16 protein-coding genes are annotated in these 18746 nt (G+C 67.2%); 4 read left to right on the top strand and 12 right to left on the bottom strand.

Translation table 11 applies throughout. From position 1 onward, the window contains the following. Positions 1–3: 3 nt before the first annotated feature. Positions 4–2109, bottom strand: a complete 2106-nt coding sequence (gene uvrB / locus EU513_RS06560) for an excinuclease ABC subunit UvrB (RefSeq protein WP_129625089.1) — start codon at positions 2107–2109, stop codon at positions 4–6. A gap of 220 nt (positions 2110–2329) precedes the next feature. Here uvrB and EU513_RS06555 point away from each other — a divergent pair, with 220 nt between their 5' ends. Continuing rightward, positions 2330–3643 carry a sodium:proton antiporter gene (locus tag EU513_RS06555; RefSeq protein WP_129625088.1) on the top strand — a complete coding sequence of 438 codons (1314 nt, stop codon included), beginning with the start codon at positions 2330–2332 and terminating at the stop codon, positions 3641–3643. Here EU513_RS06555 and coaE read toward each other — a convergent pair. Next, positions 3640–4857: a dephospho-CoA kinase gene (gene coaE / locus EU513_RS06550; RefSeq protein WP_129625087.1), complete on the bottom strand. Its 1218-nt coding sequence runs from the start codon at positions 4855–4857 to the stop codon at positions 3640–3642. The genes EU513_RS06555 and coaE overlap by 4 nt on opposite strands. Positions 4858–4899: 42 nt before the next feature. On the opposite strand from coaE, the gene EU513_RS06545 reads away from it, so the two are divergent. Next, positions 4900–5661 (top strand): SDR family NAD(P)-dependent oxidoreductase, encoded by a 762-nt coding sequence (locus tag EU513_RS06545; protein ID WP_129625086.1) that lies wholly within the window; start codon positions 4900–4902, stop codon positions 5659–5661. A 174-nt stretch (positions 5662–5835) separates the two neighbouring features. On the opposite strand, the gene rpsA is transcribed toward EU513_RS06545, so the two are convergent. Further along, positions 5836–7290, bottom strand: coding sequence for a 30S ribosomal protein S1 (gene rpsA / locus EU513_RS06540; protein ID WP_129625085.1), 1455 nt, complete (start codon positions 7288–7290; stop codon positions 5836–5838). Positions 7291–7454: 164 nt separating this feature from the next. On the opposite strand from rpsA, the gene EU513_RS06535 reads away from it, so the two are divergent. Beyond that, positions 7455–8315, top strand: coding sequence for a class I SAM-dependent methyltransferase (locus EU513_RS06535; protein WP_129625084.1), 861 nt, complete (start codon positions 7455–7457; stop codon positions 8313–8315). Between the two features lie 34 nt (positions 8316–8349). Here the strand turns inward: EU513_RS06535 and EU513_RS06530 are convergent, their stop codons facing one another. From EU513_RS06530 to EU513_RS06510, 6 genes are read right to left on the bottom strand one after another with little or no spacing between them, the layout of a single operon-like run. Beyond that, positions 8350–9357: a UDP-glucuronic acid decarboxylase family protein gene (locus tag EU513_RS06530; RefSeq protein WP_129625083.1), complete on the bottom strand. Its 1008-nt coding sequence runs from the start codon at positions 9355–9357 to the stop codon at positions 8350–8352. A 1-nt stretch (position 9358) separates the two neighbouring features. Continuing rightward, positions 9359–10321 (bottom strand): DUF3068 domain-containing protein, encoded by a 963-nt coding sequence (locus tag EU513_RS06525; RefSeq protein ID WP_129625082.1) that lies wholly within the window; start codon positions 10319–10321, stop codon positions 9359–9361. 60 nt (positions 10322–10381) lie between these two features. Beyond that, entirely contained in the window at positions 10382–10936 is a 555-nt protein-coding gene (locus EU513_RS06520) for an HAD-IIIA family hydrolase (protein ID WP_168990174.1), read from the bottom strand. After that, positions 10923–11576 (bottom strand): SIS domain-containing protein, encoded by a 654-nt coding sequence (locus EU513_RS06515; RefSeq protein WP_129625080.1) that lies wholly within the window; start codon positions 11574–11576, stop codon positions 10923–10925. Before EU513_RS06515 ends, EU513_RS06520 begins: the two co-directional genes overlap by 14 nt. Then, a complete protein-coding gene (locus EU513_RS16330; protein ID WP_240795952.1) occupies positions 11558–11866 on the bottom strand; it encodes a hypothetical protein in 309 nt (102 codons plus the stop codon). Before EU513_RS16330 ends, EU513_RS06515 begins: the two co-directional genes overlap by 19 nt. A 42-nt stretch (positions 11867–11908) precedes the next feature. Next, positions 11909–12634 carry a hypothetical protein gene (locus tag EU513_RS06510; protein WP_240795951.1) on the bottom strand — a complete coding sequence of 242 codons (726 nt, stop codon included), beginning with the start codon at positions 12632–12634 and terminating at the stop codon, positions 11909–11911. Positions 12635–12724: 90 nt separating this feature from the next. Between EU513_RS06510 and EU513_RS06505 the strand changes: the two genes are divergently transcribed. Then, on the top strand, positions 12725–13870 hold the full coding sequence (locus EU513_RS06505; protein ID WP_129625079.1) for an acyltransferase: 1146 nt from the start codon (positions 12725–12727) through the stop codon (positions 13868–13870). Here EU513_RS06505 and EU513_RS06500 read toward each other — a convergent pair. From EU513_RS06500 to EU513_RS06490, 3 genes are read right to left on the bottom strand one after another with little or no spacing between them, the layout of a single operon-like run. After that, positions 13782–17165 carry an alpha-(1->3)-arabinofuranosyltransferase family protein gene (locus EU513_RS06500; RefSeq protein ID WP_129625078.1) on the bottom strand — a complete coding sequence of 1128 codons (3384 nt, stop codon included), beginning with the start codon at positions 17163–17165 and terminating at the stop codon, positions 13782–13784. The two genes, EU513_RS06505 and EU513_RS06500, sit on opposite strands and share 89 nt — an antisense overlap. Continuing rightward, positions 17162–17857 carry a class I SAM-dependent methyltransferase gene (locus EU513_RS06495; protein ID WP_240795950.1) on the bottom strand — a complete coding sequence of 232 codons (696 nt, stop codon included), beginning with the start codon at positions 17855–17857 and terminating at the stop codon, positions 17162–17164. The genes EU513_RS06500 and EU513_RS06495 overlap by 4 nt, the downstream gene beginning before the upstream one ends. Before the next feature lie 26 nt (positions 17858–17883). Further along, positions 17884–18669 carry a class I SAM-dependent methyltransferase gene (locus EU513_RS06490; RefSeq protein ID WP_240795949.1) on the bottom strand — a complete coding sequence of 262 codons (786 nt, stop codon included), beginning with the start codon at positions 18667–18669 and terminating at the stop codon, positions 17884–17886. Positions 18670–18746 lie beyond the last annotated feature (77 nt).

Here is an 18746-nt window from a genome sequence, read left to right as displayed (position 1 = left end):
ACTTCAGCTGGTCGCGGCCGTCATCTGGCGCAGTTCTTTCTTGAGGTCGGACAGTTCGTCTCGCAGCCGTGCGGCCAGCTCGAAGTGCAGGTCGGAGGCTGCCTGGTGCATCTGCTCGGTCAGTTCCTGGATCAATTGCGCCAACTCCGCCGCCGGCATGTTCGCCGCCTTGCCTGCACCGGCGACCTCGGCGTCGGCGGCCGCAGCACCGCGACCACCGCGGCCCTTGCCCCGCGACTGAGTACGCCCGCTGCCGAGTAAAGCATCGGTGTCGGCGTCCTCTCGCTGCAGCATGTCGGTGATGTCGGCGATCTTCTTCCGCAACGGAGTCGGGTCGATTCCGTGTTCCTTGTTGTAGGCGACCTGCTTGTCGCGCCGTCGCTGGGTCTCGTCGATGGCGTCCTGCATCGACGGAGTGATCTTGTCGGCGTACATGTGCACCTGGCCCGACACGTTGCGAGCTGCGCGACCGATCGTCTGGATCAGTGAGCGTGTCGACCGCAGGAAGCCCTCCTTGTCGGCGTCCAGGATGCTGACCAGCGAGACCTCCGGAAGGTCGAGGCCCTCACGGAGCAGGTTGATACCCACCAGCACGTCGAACTCACCCAGTCGCAGCTCGCGCAGCAACTCCACGCGCCGCAGCGTGTCGACCTCGGAGTGCAGGTACCGCACCCGGACGTCCTTCTCCAGCAGGTAGTCGGTGAGGTCCTCGGCCATCTTCTTGGTCAACGTCGTCACCAGCACGCGTTCGTTCTTTGCCGTGCGCTCACGAATCTCGTGCAGCAGGTCGTCGATCTGGCCCTTGGTGGGCTTGAGGATGATCTGCGGGTCGACCAATCCGGTCGGTCGGATCACCTGCTCGACGTAACCGTCAGACTTCGCCATCTCGTAGTCACCCGGCGTCGCCGACAGGTAGACGGTCTGTCCGATGCGCTCCAGAAACTCCTCCCACTTCAGCGGACGGTTGTCCATCGCGCTGGGCAGCCGGAAGCCGTGGTCGACCAGCATGCGCTTGCGCGACATGTCGCCCTCGAACATCGCACCGATCTGCGGCACCGTCTGGTGCGACTCGTCGATGACCAGCAGGAAGTCCTCGGGAAAGTAGTCGAGCAAGGTGTTCGGCGCGGTTCCCGGCGCACGGCCGTCGATGTGCCGGGAGTAGTTCTCGATACCGGAGCACGAACCGACCTGCCGCATCATCTCGATGTCGTAGGTGGTGCGCATCCGAAGTCGTTGCGCCTCGAGCAGTTTGCCCTGCTTCTCGAACTGCGCCAGGCGTTGTTCGAGTTCGCTCTCAATCGTGCCGATCGCGCGCTCCATCCGCTGCGGTCCGGCGACGTAGTGCGAAGCCGGGAAGACGTACATCTCGTCCTCTTCGCGCATCACCTCGCCGGTGAGCGGATGCAGCGTGTACAGCCGCTCGATCTCGTCGCCGAAGAACTCGATGCGCACCGCGAGCTCCTCGTAGACCGGGATGATCTCGACGGTGTCCCCACGCACCCGGAACGTGCCACGGCTGAACGCGAGGTCGTTGCGCGTGTACTGCATCTGCACGAACCGTCGCAGCAGGTCGTCACGGTCGAGTTGCTGACCCACCTTGAGCCGGGCCATGCGATCGACGTATTCCTGTGGAGTGCCCAGACCGTAGATGCAGGAGACGGACGCGACCACGACGACGTCGCGACGCGTCAGCAGCGAGTTGGTAGCGCTGTGCCGCAACCGCTCGACCTCGTCGTTGATCGAGGAGTCCTTCTCGATGTAGGTATCGGTCTGCGGGATGTAGGCCTCAGGTTGGTAGTAGTCGTAGTACGACACGAAGTACTCGACTGCGTTGTGCGGCAACAGTTCTCGGAATTCGTTGGCCAACTGCGCGGCGAGCGTCTTGTTCGGTGCCATCACCAACGTCGGCCGTTGCACCTGCTCGATCAACCAGGCGGTGGTGGCCGACTTACCGGTGCCCGTCGCACCCAGCAGGACGACGTCCTGCTCCCCAGCGTTGATCCGCTTGGTGAGGTCTGCGATCGCGGTCGGCTGGTCACCGCTCGGGGAGAACTCGGAGACGACTTCGAACGGGGCGACTCTGCGTTGCAGATCGGTGGTCGGGCGCATGGAACAACCGTACGACGCGGCACCGACAAGCAGGATGACAACGTCCTGAGCACCGACCTCACCATCCACCTGATGGCCCACCGAGCGTCGCCCGGATGACGGCAGAAGAGCTCGCACCGCCCCCCACCCTAAGGCGTGCACCGGTTTGCTCGCTCCGTTCGAACGGACGCAGGAGGCATACCTGACAGACTGATCCAATGACCGATCAGCTGCGTCCCGCATGAGTGCGTCCACCTACATCGCAGCTGCATATCTGATCATCGGAATCGCCCTCTTCGTCGGTCTGCTGCTCCCCCGCATCACGGCCAACCGGGCGATCTCCAGCCCGATCGTGTTGCTCACGATCGGGCTGGCCGCCGGGATGCTCCCGCTGCCGGACGGCGTGAGTCTGGACCCGATGAAGCACCCGGCGCTGACCGAACAGATCACCACGATCACGATCGTCATCGCACTCACCGGCGTGGGCCTGGCCCTCGACCGCCCGTTGCAGCGCAGTCGTGAGACGTGGAAGAGGTGGAACAGCACCTGGCGGTTGATCTTCATCGCCATGCCACTGGCGATCGCGGTCACGGCCGTCCTGGGCTGGTGGCTCGCCGGTCTCGTGCCGGGCGCCGCGCTCGTGCTCGCCGCCGCACTTGCACCCACCGACCCGGTGTTGGCTTCGGACGTTCAGGTCGAAGGTCCGACGGTCGACGTCGACGACGAGGCACGTCTGGACGAGGACGACGAGATGCGCTTCGCGCTTACGTCCGAGGCCGGCCTGAACGACGGTGCCGCCTTCCCGTTCGTCGTCGCCGGACTCTACCTGCTCGGGGCGGGGTCGGTCTGGTCATGGGCGCCGTCCTGGATCGCGTGGGAACTGGTGGGGCGAACGCTCATCGGAGTGTTCGTGGGATGGGTCGTCGGCACGCTGCTCGGCCAGTTGGCCTTTCGGGCACCGCGAAGCGTCCGATTCGCCGACATCGGTGATCCGCTGCTGATCGTCGCCGCCCCACTGATCGCGTACGGCCTGGGCGAACTGGTGCACGGCTGGGCCTTTCTTTCGGTCTTCGTGTGCGCGCTGTGCATGCGCGCGAGCGAACGAACGCACGAGTACCACCAACACATGCACGGCGTAATCGACCGGCTGGAACACCTGTTCACGTTGCTCGTGCTGCTGATGCTGGGGGCCGCACTGACTGACGGGATGTTGGCGCACCTGACCTGGGCCGGGGCGCTCGTCGGGGTGCTGCTCATCTTCGTCATCCGGCCGGTGACCGCCTGGGTAGCGCTGTGGAGTCCGCACAAGGTCGATCGAGCGGGCGACGGGGTGCTCGGGCCGCGCGAACGATTGGCCACTGCCTTTCTCGGCGTGCGAGGCATCGGCACGCTCTACTACCTCGCCTACGCGTCTTCGCACGCCAAGGTCGACAACGGGGCCGAACTCTGGTCGATCGCCGGCTTCACGGTGGCTCTGTCGGTGATCGTGCACGGCATGGCGGCCACGCCGATCGTGCAGTGGCTCGACCGCACGCGGCGCGCCAAGGCGGCTTAGCCGGGCATCCTCCATCCGGACGTCTGCGCCCACGCCCGCGCCTTCGGCAGTGCTTCGGCGAACCACGGTTCCTTGGCCTGGACGTAGTCCTGCTTGGTCTCCTGCGTGCCGCCTGGGTGTTCAGCGGCCACGGCTCGCTTCATCTCGGCGTACGCGTCCCGCTCCTCGTCGTTCGCGCGGAGCCAGTCACGGAACTGCAAGGCCGCCGTCGCAGCAGGACCGCCGTTGGTCCTGATATGGACGTGCACGACCTGCTCCGGGTCGGCGCCGTTGGCGTAGAACTTGCGCCACTGCTCGGGATCCGGCGCCCACGGTTGGGGCGCATCGTGGTTCGAACGCACCTCGACGACGCCTGCTCCCCAGAGTGCTCCAACGAACGAATCGCTCTGTGCCACAGCAAGATCGGGCACCTGGATCTGAAGATCGATGACGTCCTTCGCGGCCAGCCCGGGCACCGACGTCGACCCGATGTGATCGACCTGCACCTCGCTCATCCCTGCTGCCGAAAGTTGGTGCGCGAGGCGGGCGCACCAGCGGCGCCCCTGCTCGGCCCATTCGGGATCCGGTTCGCGGATGGTGACGCTGTCCGGACGCCGCACGCCGCGTACGGCGGTGAGGTTGTCTGCGTAGGGCCGAATCCGGTTCTCCCACAGCGAATTCACGGACGTGTGCAGCTCCTCGGGGGAACCGGAGTTGTCGAGCAACACGTCCGCCGCCGCGCGACGCTGCGCATCGGTGGCCTGCGCGTCGACCCGGGCTTGCGCGTCCTCGCGATTCATCCCACGCTGCTCCACCAGCCGGTCCAGTCGGACCTCCTCGGGCACGTCGACGATCACCATCAGGTGATAGCCGTCCGTCTGACCGAGTTCGACCAACAGCGGCATATCGTGGACGACCACCGCACCCGCCGGCGCTCGGGCGAACAGCTCGGCGGTCCGTTCCGCGATGAGCGGGTGCGTGATGGCCTCCAGGGCTCGACGCCGTTCGCTGTCGGCGAACACGATCGCGCCGAGCGCAGGACGGTCGAGTACCCCGTCCGCAGTGATGACTTCGTCCCCGAACTCTTCACGGATCAGGCCCAGCCCCGGTGTCCCCGGCTCGACCACCTCGCGAGCGATCGCGTCGGCGTCGACGATCACGGCACCATGTTCCGCGAGCAGATTCGACACCGTCGATTTACCCGATCCGATCCCGCCGGTCAGCCCGATTCGCATGGGCCGAGGCTATCGGCGCCGTTCAGGTTCTAGGTTGGTGGCATGACTTCTGGCTCGTCTCGACGCATCGTCATCACCGGTGGAGGCACCGGCATCGGCAAGGCCATCGCGCAGCGCTTCCTGCAGGAGGATCCCGACCTCGTGCTCGTGGGACGCCGCGCAGAACCTCTGGACGCGGCCGCAGCCGAACTGCGATCTGCCGCACCCAGAGCGCGCATCGCGACCCGCACCTGCGATCTGACTGTTCCCGAACAGGTCGAGCAGCTCGCGGACGAACTGAAGACCGGAGCACCGATCGGCGTGCTGGTCGCGAACGCCGGCGGCAACTACGGGCTCGGCGCGAAGACCCTCACCGAGACCGCACAGGCGTGGCGGGCCGACTTCGACGGCAACGTCCTTTCCGCCGTCCTGATCACCCAAGCGCTCCTCGACCACATGCCGCGTCCAGGGGGACGGATCATCGCGATGAGTTCCATTGCCGCACTTCGAGGTTCGGGTGCGTATGGCGCTGCCAAGGCCGCTGTCAACGCCTGGGTGCTGAGCCTGGCGGCGCAGGTCGCAGCCGACGGAATCACCGTGAACTCGGTCGCGCCCGGGTTCGTTCCCGGAACGCCGTTCTGGGCCGGACGCATCGCCCGCGATCCCGACATCGTGCAGAACCGCACCGCCCCGATCCCGATGAGGCGCCCGGGAACTCCCGAGGAGGTGGCCGAGGCTGTCGCCTACCTGGCCTCCCCCAACTCCGGGTGGACCACGGGACAGATCCTCCAGGTCAACGGCGGCACCCTCTTCGGCCGCGGCTGACCCCGAAAGTCCGCAGGACGCGCGGGTAAGCGCCGCCATCGCGCGGGCACCCGCCATCGACTGTCCGCGAAACTCGCGGGTCAGCTCGACAAGGTTGCGGACTTCCGGGGAAGGCGAAGGCCCGCCCACCGAAACGGTGAGCGGGCCTTCGTGGCTTCCAGCTGTTGATCAGCCTCAGTTGCCGGTGAGCTTCTCGCGCAGAGCAGCAAGTGCTTCGTCCGAAGCAAGCGTGCCCTCGGCCGGAACCTCGGCCTGCTCGCCACCGGAGGAGTACGAGGTCGGCGCGGTCTGCGCGGTGGCGACAGCCTCCGCGTCGGCCTTGCGTGCAGCCTCGATCTGAGCCTGGTGAGCCTCGTAGCGAGCGTGGGCGTCGGCGTACTGCGCCTCCCAGGTCTCGCGCTGGCTCTCGTAGCCCTCGAGCCACTCGTTGGTCTCCGGGTCGAAGCCCTCGGGGTACTTGTAGTTGCCCTGGTCGTCGTACTCGGCGGCCATGCCGTACAGCGTCGGGTCGAAGTCGTTCGCACCGGCGGCGTCGTCGTTGGCCTGCTTGAGCGACAGCGAGATGCGGCGGCGCTCCAGGTCGACGTCGATGACCTTGACGAACAACTCGGTGCCGACGGTGACGACCTGCTCCGGCAGCTCCACGTGGCGCTCGGCCAGCTCGGAGATGTGGACCAGACCCTCGATGCCGTCCTCGACGCGCACGAACGCACCGAACGGAACGAGCTTGGTGACCTTGCCCGGGACGACCTGACCGATCGCGTGGGTGCGGGCGAAGTGCTGCCACGGGTCTTCCTGGGTCGCCTTCAGCGACAGCGAGACGCGCTCGCGGTCCATGTCGACGTCGAGCACCTCGACGGTGACTTCCTGACCGACCTCGACAACCTCGGACGGGTGGTCGATGTGCTTCCAGGACAGTTCCGAGACGTGCACCAGACCGTCGACGCCACCGAGGTCGACGAACGCACCGAAGTTGACGATCGAGGACACGACGCCCGAGCGGACCTGGCCCTTCTGCAGTTCCTTGAGGAACGTGGTGCGGACCTCGGACTGGGTCTGCTCCAGCCAGGCGCGGCGCGACAGAACGACATTGTTGCGGTTCTTGTCGAGCTCGATGATCTTGGCCTCGACCTCCTTGCCGACGTACGGCTGCAGGTCGCGGACACGACGCATCTCGACCAGCGAGGCGGGCAGGAAGCCGCGCAGGCCGATGTCGAGGATGAGGCCACCCTTGACGACCTCGATGACGGTACCGGTGACGACGCCGTCCTCTTCCTTGATCTTCTCGATCGTGCCCCAGGCGCGCTCGTACTGCGCACGCTTCTTGGACAGGATCAGACGGCCTTCCTTGTCCTCCTTCTGGAGAACGAGAGCCTCGACCTCATCGCCCACGGAAACGACCTCGGTCGGGTCGACGTCGTGCTTGATGGAGAGTTCGCGCGAGGGAATGACGCCCTCGGTCTTGTAACCGATATCGAGGAGAACCTCGTCACGGTCGACCTTGACGATGACACCTTCGACGATGTCGCCGTCATTGAAGTGCTTGATCGTCGCGTCGATCGCGGCGAGCAGCTCCTCCTCGGATCCGATGTCGTTGATCGCGATCTGGGAGGTGGTGGCGGTAGTCATGTAGTAGGAAACCTTTGATGGACGGTTGAGTTGGACAATGATTGGATCCCTGGCCGCTCACCAAGGCGAGCGAACAGGTCGAGCACGCACAAGAAAGTGCGTCTCTACCCTACCGGCTGTGCAAGAAGTGGGCAAAACCACAGATTTCGACTCCGAAAGGACCCATGAGCAGCAACGACCCGACCGACGACCGGACCAACACAGACGACGCCACGACGTCCGAGGCGGCGGGCCGCGACGGCACCCGGACGGTCGATGACCGGGAGAGCGCCCGCGCCCAACGTGCCTGGTGGGACGGCGAAGCGGACGACTACTACCGCGAGCACGGGGCCTTCCTGCGCGACGAACACCTCGTCTGGGGACCGGAGGGCTGGACCGAGGAGGAACTTCGGATCATCGGTCCCGTGGACGGGCTCGACGTCCTGGAGTTCGGGGCCGGCGCCGCGCAGGGCGGGCGGTGGATGCACGACCAGGGCGCCCGCGTCGTGGCCTCTGACATCTCCCTGGGCATGCTCGAGGTCGGCCGCCGGATCGACGAACGTCAGGAGCGCGCACTCCCCCTCGTCCAGGCCGATGCGGCTCGACTTCCCTTCGCGGACGCGTCCTTCGACCTGGCGTTCTCCGCCTACGGCGCGGTGCCGTTCATCAGCGACACCGCCGCGCTCATGGTCGAACTGGCGCGCGTGCTGCGGCCCGGCGGCCGACTGGTGTTCTCCACCACGCACCCGACCCGCTGGGCCTTCCCCGACGTCCCGGACGAGGCCGGCCTGGTCGCGCAGTACGACTACTTCGACACCGCGCCGTACGTCGAGCGTGCCGGCGGCCTGGTGACCTATGTCGAACACCACCGCACCTTGGGCGGACGGATACGTGAACTGGTCGCCGCCGGCCTCCAGGTGCAGGACGTGGTCGAACCCACCTGGCCGGAACGCAACGATCAGAACTGGGGTGGATGGAGCCCCACCCGTGGACGCGTCATCCCGGGCACCGCGATCTACGTCGCGAAGAAGGCCGGGACCGCCTGACGCACAAGAGATCCGGCCTTCGACGAGGTGAGACTCAGCGAACGGGTCGCGGCACCGTGTGACCGGTGGCGATGATCTCCTCGGTCGCCTCCGGCGACAACGGCGGCACTTCACCGTCGTGTCCGCGGAACCAGGCGATGGTGCGGTGCAGGGCGTCCTCGATCGGGACGATCGGCGCCCAGCCGAGCTCGCGCTGGGCGATCGTCGTGTCCGGACGGCGCACCGTGGGATCGTCCACCGGACGGTCGATGTGCACGATCGGCGAATCCGAGCCGACCAGCCGGACGATCCACTGTGCGAGGTCGAGCATCGAGATCTCGTGCGGGTTGCCGATGTTGATCGGGCCGCTGTGATCGCTCGCCGCCATTGCGAGGATGCCCGCGACGAGGTCGTCGACGTAACAGATCGAACGAGTCTGCAGACCGTGGCCGGCGACAGTGACTGGCTCCCCCATCAGCGCTTGGCGGATGAAGTTCGGGATGGCACGCCCGTCGTTCGGACGCATCCGCGGGCCGAAGGTGTTGAAGATTCGGACGATGCCGGTGTCGACCCCGTACGCCTGCCGGTAGGCCAGCGTGAGCGCTTCACCGAAACGCTTCGCCTCGTCGTACACGCCGCGCGGACCGACCGGGTTCACATTGCCCCAGTACGACTCCGGCTGCGGGTGCACCAGCGGGTCGCCGTACACCTCGGAGGTCGAAGCGACGACGAACCGCGCGTCCCTGGCATGTGCGAGATCGAGCGCGTGGGTGGTGCCCTGCGAGCCGACCTGCAAGGTCTCGATCGGCATCCGCAGGTAGTCCACGGGGGACGCTGGGCTGGCGAAGTGCAGCACCAGGTCCACGTCGCCCTCGATGCGCAACCCCTCGGTGACATCGGCCTGCACGAGCCGGAACCGTCCGGTGTCGTGCAGGTGCGCGACGTTGTCCGGGCTGCCGGTGCAGAAGTTGTCGACGGCGACGACCGTATGCCCCTGTCGAAGCAGGGTCTCGCACAGGTGCGAGCCGAGGAATCCGGCCCCGCCGGTGACGACAGCCTTCATGTCAGTGGCGCGGTTGGCGCCGGCTCTTGCTCATGACGGCCATGATCGCGCCGAGAACCAGCAGGATCAGACCGAGCGGCATCAGCACCCACGGAGCGACCGAGAGGGCGTTCAGCGACTTGCCCTTGCTGCTGTAGTCGTCGACGTTCTTCTTGATCGTGTCGTCGGTGAACACCGAGGTGGTGTCCATGACGGTGATCGGCTCGCGGTTGGGCACCGTGAGCTTCTGCACCTGGTGCTGCTCCATCTTCATGAACACGCCGGTGATCGGGTCGGCCCACACGGTGATTTGGTTGCCGTACGAGCGGTCGGCGTTCTGGGCCGGCGACTCCTTCGGCAGACCGAAGAGCGATCCGGGAACTTCCTGCTTGGTGAAGACGGTGTCGGGAATGACGACCTGGAACTTGTAGGTCTCCATGTCGCGGACCTTCTCCTCGCCCTTGAACTCCAGGTTCACCGGCTTGGCCAGCGTGGTGTCGAAGTAGGGGTAGGTCTTCTTCTCGACGTTGAACGGCAGCTTGATCGTGTAGGAGCCCTGGTAGTCGACCTTCTCACCGTTCAGCTCGGTGCCGTCCCACTTCAGCGTCTTACCGGTCTTGCGGTCGATCGCGTACCGCTGGACCGTCGCCGAGATCGGCGGGTTCTTGGTCTTGTCGCCCTGCTGCTTCTTGGCGTTCTCGACGCTGTCGGTGTACTGCCACTGGTTGAGCACCAGCGCGTCGTCCGAGATGCCCTTCGCCGCCTTCTCGTCGGCGACGACCGTCGCGGTCGTCTGGATCGGCGAGTCCTTCTTGAAGGACAGCGAGGCGACGTCGAGGAAGTTCGCCTTCTCGTCGACGAGGGTCTGCGACGTGTTCTGGTCCTTCGGGATCACCGCAAGTCGCGGGTACGCGTAGAACTTCAAGAGCAGAGCGAGGGTCAGGAAAAAGGCTCCGAACGCGATGACGATGGCGGATTTCCGCACGCTGGCCTCCCAGTGGTGAGCAAGGTCTACCGGAGAGTAGCAGCTTGGATGCGGCGTAGGTCACACCTTCAGAAGACGTGTCATGGAGTTTTTGTCGAGCAACCGTTCCCTGCCGTCGACCTTGACAACTGCCATACCCAGACCGAGCGCGGGCTGCAGGTCCGAATCGCTGTCACCCACCATCACGCAGCGGCGCGGATCGGCCCACGGCGCACGGTCCAGAATGTGGCGGAACAAGCCGTCCGCGGGCTTTCGGCAGGCGCACGTGCCGGCCAGGTGCGGGCACACCGCGAACGCGTCGATGCGACCCGGTTGCAGGCCCTCGATCAGCGCCCGATGCACCGCGACGAGCGCTGCGGCGTCCATCAGTCCCTTGCCGACGCCCTGCTGGTTGGTGACGATCGCGACCGGGATTCCATGGTCGTTCAGCGAGCGGACCGCGGCGGCCGCCCCCGACAGCACCTGCAGATCCTCGGGACGCTCGATGTAACCGGGGCGGTGGACGTTCAGCGTGCCGTCGCGGTCGAGCAGGACAAGATCCCAACGCCCGCGGGCAGAGGGTTGCGGAATCCCTGCGGTGCCCGCGCCGAGCAGTTCGGCGTCAGACAGATGCATCGCGGGACAGTACGTCGACGGCCTCGCACCACACATGTGCCCACAGCATGTGGACCTCCTGGATGCGCGGCGTCGAGCGCGAGGGCACGACGAGCAGGTGATCGACCGATTCGGCCAGGTGTGCCCCGCCTTCCCCCACCATCGCGATGGTTAGCAGACCACGACGTCGTGCCTCGGCCAGCGCCGCCACGACGTTCGGACTCGTGCCGCTGGTGCTCATGGCCAGCAACACATCGCCCTCCTGGCCGTGCGCGGCGACACCGCGGGTGAAGACCTTGTCGTAGCCGTAGTCGTTGCCTACCGCGGTGATCGACGAGAGCGACTCGGCCAGGTTGATCGCCGGCAGCGGGTCGCGGTCGTGGATGCACTTGCCGATGAACTCGGCCGCGACATGGGACGCGATTGCGGCCGACCCGCCGTTGCCGGCGACCAGCAGCGTCCGTCCCGCGACGAGGGCCGCGATGAGTTCCTCACCGGCGGTTCGAACCGCATCCGCCAACTCCGGATCGGCGAGGGCACGGGCCAGCTCCGCCCAATCGTTGATCCCATCGGCGAGTTGCCGGTGCACGGCCGCGGTCGCATCCCCGGGGGTCGTGCCGTGCAGCGGGTGAGTGTCCGGGTTCACTTCTGGGCTCGCCATGAGACGACACCTTCCTTGCTGAACGTCACCTCGGACACCACGAGCCCCATGTCGATGAGTCGCTGAGCCACCAGGTGGCGCCTCTCGAACTCGCAGACGAAGACCATGTGACCGCCGCCGCCGGCACCGGTCACTTTCCCGCCGAGCGCACCGCACCGGCCGGCTTCCTCCACGGCCTCAAGGATGAGGGGGGTGGCGATGCGCGAGGACATCTTCTGCTTCTCCTGCCAGGCCTGACCCAGAAGTCGGCCGACGGTGTCGACCTCGCCCCGCACCAGCGCGATCTTCATCGCCGCAGCGAGGTCCTTCTGTGCGCGCAGACCGGCCAGGGCCTAGCTGTCGCCGGTCTCGTACCGGGAACGCTGGTCCTCGATGATGTGGTCACTCACCCGCGTCGCCCCGGTGAACGCGAGCAGCATGTTGTGTTCGAGTTCGTGCACGGTTGCCGGGCGGATCCGGAGCGGGTTGACGATCACCTGCTCCTTCTCGAACTCGATGAAGTTGAAGCCACCGAAAGCTGCTGCGTATTGATCCTGGGAACCGCCGGGGATCCCGAGGTCCTCGCGCTCGAGCTTGTAGGCCAACTCGGCGATCTCGTACGGCGTGAGGTCGACATTGCAGTGCTGGGCCACCAGGCCGATCACCGACACCATGACCGCACTGGAGGAACCGAGTCCGGAGCCGGGGGGCGCCTGGGTGTGCAGGAACAGGTCGAAGCCGCCGGACGGCGTTGCTCCTTCGAAGTCACGCACGCGGGCGATCGCCGCCTTGGGCAGGTCGAGTTGTCCGTCGTACTCCACCGGCTGGTCGATGTCGAAGCCGATCGACTTGCCGAAGTCCTGCGACTGGACGGTGACCTTGCCGTCCGTGCGCGGACGCAACGTGGAGAAGGCGAACGCGGAGATCGTGCTCGACAGAACACACCCGCCCTCGCGCTCCGGGAACGGCGACACATCCGTACCGCCACCGGCGAACGAGATCCGCAATGGCGCCCGGGCCCGTAGCACTGGGCGGCGGTGATCGATGACAGAAGGATCGGTCGGCTGCGTGAACGTCATCGGGACGGCTAACCTCCACCACGTCGAACCGATTTCCCAGCAGGTCGATGAGAAACTTACTGCACAGTAGCCAGGAGTCGGGAGAGAGGTATGCGCAGATTCCCGATGCTTGACGGGCTGCGGTTGCTGGCTGCAGGTCTGGTGCTGGTCTCCCACGTGGCCTTCTGGACGGGAGCGTCCGGGATCGATGTCAGCGGCCCGTTGCTGGCGCGGGGCGACAGCGGAGTCGCGGTGTTCTTCGCCATCTCGGCATTCCTGCTGCTGCGCCCTTACTTCGGGCGCGACGTCGACCTGCGTCGGTACGTCGTGCACCGCGCGGCACGGATCCTGCCGGCATACTTCGTCGCGCTGGCCGCAGTCTGGCTGGTGCTGTTCCTGCGGACGGGCTCGGTCGGCGGCGCGATCGATGTCGTGGCGCACCTGTTCCTCCTGCAGGGTTACACAGGCGCCGACTACCAGGCGTTCACCCAGACCTGGAGCCTGACTACCGAGGTCACGTTCTACGCGCTCGTGCCGTTCGTCGGACCGGTGCTGGCGCGTCTCGCACGACGCGACGTCCGGCGAACGCTTCTCCTTCTCGCTGCGGTCGCCCTCGTCGGCGTGCTCGCTCAGGCACTCGCGACGGCCGGCACGGCGACACGCGCCACCACGTGGCCGGGAGTCCTGGCCACCAGCGTGATCGGTCACGCCTCGTGGTTCGCCGCCGGTGCAACGCTGGCCGTACTGATGTCCGGAGCCGGACGCACGTGGCTCGCCGGTCGCGTCCCGGCGCCGTCCGCGAGCATGTTGTTCTCGACCGCAGCGCTGATCTATCTCCTCGCGTCCCTCCCGTGGGCCGGACCGGTCGACCTCACGGCGCCGACGGCGTCACAGGCGATCGTGAAGGAACTGCTCTACACCGCGTTCGCGTTTCTGGCGCTCGCGGCCGCGACCCGCCCGGCCGGCGACGAAGCCGCCGAGCGAGTGCATCGCTCCCCCGCGCTGCGCCTGGCCGGCGATCTGTCGTATGCCGTGTTCCTCTGGCACGTCCTGGTGCTGCAGGTGCTCTACCTGGTAGCAGGATGGCCATTGTTCGCAGGCGGATTCGGCTGGATGTTGTTCGCTGTAGTCACCGTGACGGGCATGATCGCCTATGCCTCGGCCCTATTCATCGAACAGCCGGTGATGAAACGGTGGGCGTCGAAACCGACGACTGCCCCGGACGGCGGAACGGTACTTCCGTCGCGATCACGGTGAGCGTGAGCGTACCCAGCACCTGGCCGGCTGCCGCTCCCCACGAACGCTGATCCACCACTCCCCCGAACGCGAGCGCCAGCCCGGCGAGAGTCATTGCGAGCGCCGCGACGAGCGGTCGCAGACGCCGGGGTGACGCCGCTGCGCCGAGGCCGACGAGGACGCCCGCCGGACCGGCGGCGAGGCCACCGACAACAGCGCCGAGCAGCGTGCTGCGAACCGGGCCGGCTCTGTGTTTTTCAGGCTCGTCCTCGACGCCGTCGAACGAAGGCGTCGCGTCCACCCGTCGGGTGATGAAGGCGACCGCTGCCAGGAGCAGGACGCACAGGAGTCCGACCAGCAGCCCTGCGCGATGCCAGGCGGTCGGAGCGAACATCTCCCGCACGGCACCCGCACCCGGGGCGTACGCCTGCCGCCAGCCGTCTACCGTCAGGCTGGTTCTCCCCCGCGCGGTCCAACCCGGGTTGGCACCGTGCGTCGTGACGAACAGCGGTTGCTGTTCACCGCGGGGTGGGGATCCGAGGAGCAGGTGCTCGACCTGCGCACCCTCGGCGGGATCGACCCGGATGTCCAGCCCGCCGGGCGGCACGTCGACCCGCTCCGAGAAGCACGGGACGGCACGACGCAGCGTCCCGGTCGCTCCTCCGGCGAAGCGGAGCGGGAGCTTCGAAGCACCCAGGGTCACGGATCCGGCGGCGCCACAATCTGATCCACCGGCTTCGGCAGTCCGCACCCACACGGACAACGGCACTCGGCCACCCACCTCGATGCGCACGCGCCGACGGAGCACCTCTTCCTCGCCCGCACGGGAGGGCACCGTCGCAGCGGTCACGTCGGCTCCGAGCAGCAGCGCGCCTGTCCGCAGATCGACCGCGTCCGGGACGACGACGATCGAGCCGATGGCAACGCCGTCGAGCGAGACCTCGTTCAAGCCCATCACCGGTTTCGCAGCACCGTCCGGTGCCCGCAGGGACACCCGGATCGTGGTCGTGCCCCGGGCGATGGAGAAGTCCGCCTGTTGCGCTGCCGGGTGTCGTGACTGACCGTTCACCGTGAGCTGCGCCGGCACGGTCAACCCGTGTCCGGTGGCCACACCGACTCGCATCCGCCCACCGTCGAAGGGTGCGGCGAGTTCAAGGTCGTAGGTGGCCGTCGTCTCGTGATCGCCGGTGAGCCAGGTCGTCCGCGGGTCACCGTCGATCGCCGCGTACTGCGAATGCGCAACCGAGACAGGGGCTTTCGCGAACGGGTCCGCCGCACTGGAACTGGCGGCAAGGGCTCGCAGGCCGATGAGTTGACGATGCGGTCGCGCCTGGGCCGGCACCGGCGGTGGGAGGTCCTTGGATCCCGCCACGCCCGGAGACGGGTCGGATGCCGGCAGGGTCGGACCGTAGGCGAGTTGAGCGGGCGCGCCGTTGTGATAGACCCGCCAGCCGCCGGAGTCGGTGACGAGGCCGGCCGGCTCACGCGTGTCGGCGGACAGCACGGTCGCGATGTCACGGGTGATCGCTGCGGTGGCAAGAGCGGCGGGCAGCGCCTCGGATCCACCGGACATCACCACCCGCGCCGCGGTTCGCTCGACCGGCGTGGGTGCGACCCGCCAGATGGAGCGGTGCTTGTCGCGCTCCCCCGCCACCTCGGCCAGTCCGGGTGACGCGGCGAGGGTTTTCTCGACGTTCTCCCATGAGCCGGCCCCGGCATTGCCCGCAAGATCACGCCGGACGACGACGGTGCGGATCCCCATGCGCGCCAACGATTCTGCGAGCGCGGGCTGCGATTCACCGGACGCAGCCAGCGCGTCGACTGCGTCCAACATCCTCGTCGCCACCGGATGACCCAGCGGTGCGGAGGCGCGCACCACAACCGGACTGTCGGCCATCGCGGACAGCGGTTCGTCGGTGGACCGTCCCCAGGTGTAGGACGCCGTACGCGACGACGGGAGCAACAGCGTGGACCCCTCATCGCCGGCCAGCCGGTCCACGGTCTTGGCGGCTCGCTGCCAGGAAGCAGGTACGGCGCTGTACGACGCGTCGGAACCGACCCGTCCTTGCCACAGGGGCACGAGAGCGAGCAGCGTGACCGCCGCGACGGCACCGGCACGTATCCTGCGGTCGAACAGGTCGCGTCCGCGCAGGTGCGCCGACGAGCCCACCAGACCCGCCAGCCCGAGCGCCAGGGGCAGGCGGATGAGCAGGTCGATCTTGTGGACGTTGCGGAACACGACCAGGGGTCCGTCGAGCAGGCCGCGGACGGCGTCCGCGAAGGGTGCGCCGGCGAAGCCCGGGTGACCGACGACCATGACCAGCGTGCCGAGGACAACGCTGACCAGCGCGAACCGGCGCACCACCCCCCGTAGGCGCAGTACCCCCACCACCCCGAGGGCTGCGACCAGACTCGTCAGGACGATCGCGGTGAGAGACTGCGCGACGATCCACCCGCCTTGCCAGGACGGGTGGCCCTCGGCGTCCAGGATGTAGGCGATCCAGTTGTTCGCGCCACGCAGCGTGTTGGGCACCGAGGTGACGGCCGTCGTGATCGAGGCCGTCTCGATGTAGTCGAGGAACGGATAGGCGTAGCCGCCCAGCACGAACAGCGGCAACACCCACCACAGACCGCCGAGCCCGGCGGCGAGCACTAGCAACAGTATTCGCCGTCGTCCCACCGGATGGACGGCCAGCAGGATCAGGGCCGGCACCACCGCGACCGCGGACGCCGTCGCGTTCACCCCGCCGAGTGCTGCGACCAGGAGCCCGAGTCGCGCAACCGGTGCGAGAAGCGCCCGGCCGCGAATCCTCGGGTCGCAGAACCCGCCGGCCGCCAGTAACAACCAGGGCGCGACGGCCCCCGGCCAGGCCTCGACCGAGTGATCGGACAACAAGGTGAGCACCCGGGGTGAGAGCGCGTACGCGGTCGCGCCGACCAGCGATGCCGTCGGCCCGGCGATTTCCCAGCGACGGATCAGTGCTCTGACGCCGGTGAACGCGACGACGATCAGCAGGGTCCACCAGATCCGTTGGACGACCCACGTCGGTAGACCGAGCGAATGCCCGACGCCGAAGACCGGCCCCATCGGGAAGAGGTACCCATAGGCCTGGTTCTGCAACTCCCCGAGCCCGTTGTGCCCGTTCCATGCGTCTAACGAGCGTCCGAGGTAAGCCCAGGGGGCGATCGTGAGGTCGACCTTGGTGTCGGGCTGGATGCGGCCGGGTTGGACGAGCCACGGGATGAGCGCGATCGCGAGGAGCCAGACCCGATCGTAGAAGCGAGACCTCGTTGCACGCTCCGTCCGAACGCTCATCGGTGGTCCGGTCGCCGCCGAAGGATCAACAACAGGTTCCAGGTCAACACTTCGCGCACGCCGGGCACCGTCACCAGGTGTGCCGCCCAGTCAGGAAGATAGCGCGGACGGGCGGCCAGCACCTCGACGTCCGGGTGCGACTTCGCCCAGTCCAGCCCCTGCCGGACGCTGACCCGGAACAGAGTGTCGTCGACCAGGTTCTTGGGTCGGTGGCCGTGCTTGCGCTCGTACCGGCGCGCTGCGCGGTCACCGCCGAGCCAGTGCCAAGGAGACGTCTCGTGTCCGCCCCAGGGTGACAACCAGTTGGTGTACGACAGCAGAATCGTCCCGCCGGGTTTGGTGACCCGGACCAGTTCGTCGGCGACCCGTTCCGGTTCCGCGACGTGTTCCCAGACGTTGCTGCTGAACACGACATCGGCGGTGCCGTCGGCGAACGGCAGAGCGGCAGCAGTCGCAACGACCCCACCGTCGTGCACCGAGGGAACGTTCACGTCATGATCGATGGGCACGTATCTGGCTCCGGCAGCGCGGAATTCACGCGCGAACTCGGCCGGTCCGGCCCCCACGTCGAGGACGAGGACGTCGTCGAATTTCACCCACTCGTCCAACAACTGCACGGAGTCCTGAGCCAGGGCGCCGTAGAACACTTCGGGGCGGGTCTGCTCGAGTCGGAAGGCGCTGAACAAACGCACCGACCGACGAAGGCCACGCCGTGTTGTCATCGGGGACGACGCGCGATCAACTGGAGCGTGGGCCGCATCGCTGGCACCACCGCTCGTCCGGCGATCACCAGGGGTGCGGTGGCCGCGGCGGCTCCCAGGACCGCTTTGGAGGCAAGGACCCCGTGCGGGGTCGACTTGCGGGCGAACCTGCGAGCGACCGAAGCGATGTCCGTGGACAGGCTGTCGAGCAGCGGTCGGCGCACCTCGATGTCGATGAATCCGGCCGCTCGCAACGCCTGCTCCGCGCTGGCAGCGGTGAAGAAGCGAACGTGAGTGGGGTCCTCCAGCATCCACCACGCGGATCCGTACGCCGTCAGGCCGGCGCTGTCCCCGGCCGGCGTGAAGAACTGCACCTGGCCACCCGGCTTCAGCAGGGCGTGGGCGATGCGCAGCGTCTTCGCCGGGTCGATGACGTGCTCCAGTACGTGGATGCCGAAAACCAGGTCGACCGCCACCGATCCGTGCGGGATCTCCTCGACCGGGCAGGCATACAGGTCGCCGTGCTGCCGCACGACCTCGTCGACCCTCAGACCCAACTGGTCGGGGTCAGCGCCGGCGACCGTGGCACCGACGTCCACGAAACGGCGCAGCATCGACCCGGTGCCGAAGCCGATCTCGAAGACGGAGTCCGGGACGCCGGAGCGCACCATCTCGCGGTAGGTCAGGGCGAGACGTGCCTTGTCGAGCGTGGGCTCACCGCCGTACGCCTGATCGCGGTGAGCGGCCGGTGCTGCCGCCAGGTCACGCGTCAGATGACCACATGCGGTGCACTGCTGGAGCACATCGCCCGCCGAGAGCGTCCGGGGTGAAGTCGTCGCGGAACAGACCTCACACGCTTGAGTCGCGATTATTGCTACCT

Origin of the sequence: Yimella sp. RIT 621, assembly GCF_004146205.1 — a bacterium.
GTDB classification, from domain to species: domain Bacteria; phylum Actinomycetota; class Actinomycetes; order Actinomycetales; family Dermatophilaceae; genus Yimella; species Yimella lutea.
This window is presented reverse-complemented; position numbering and strand designations above follow the sequence as displayed.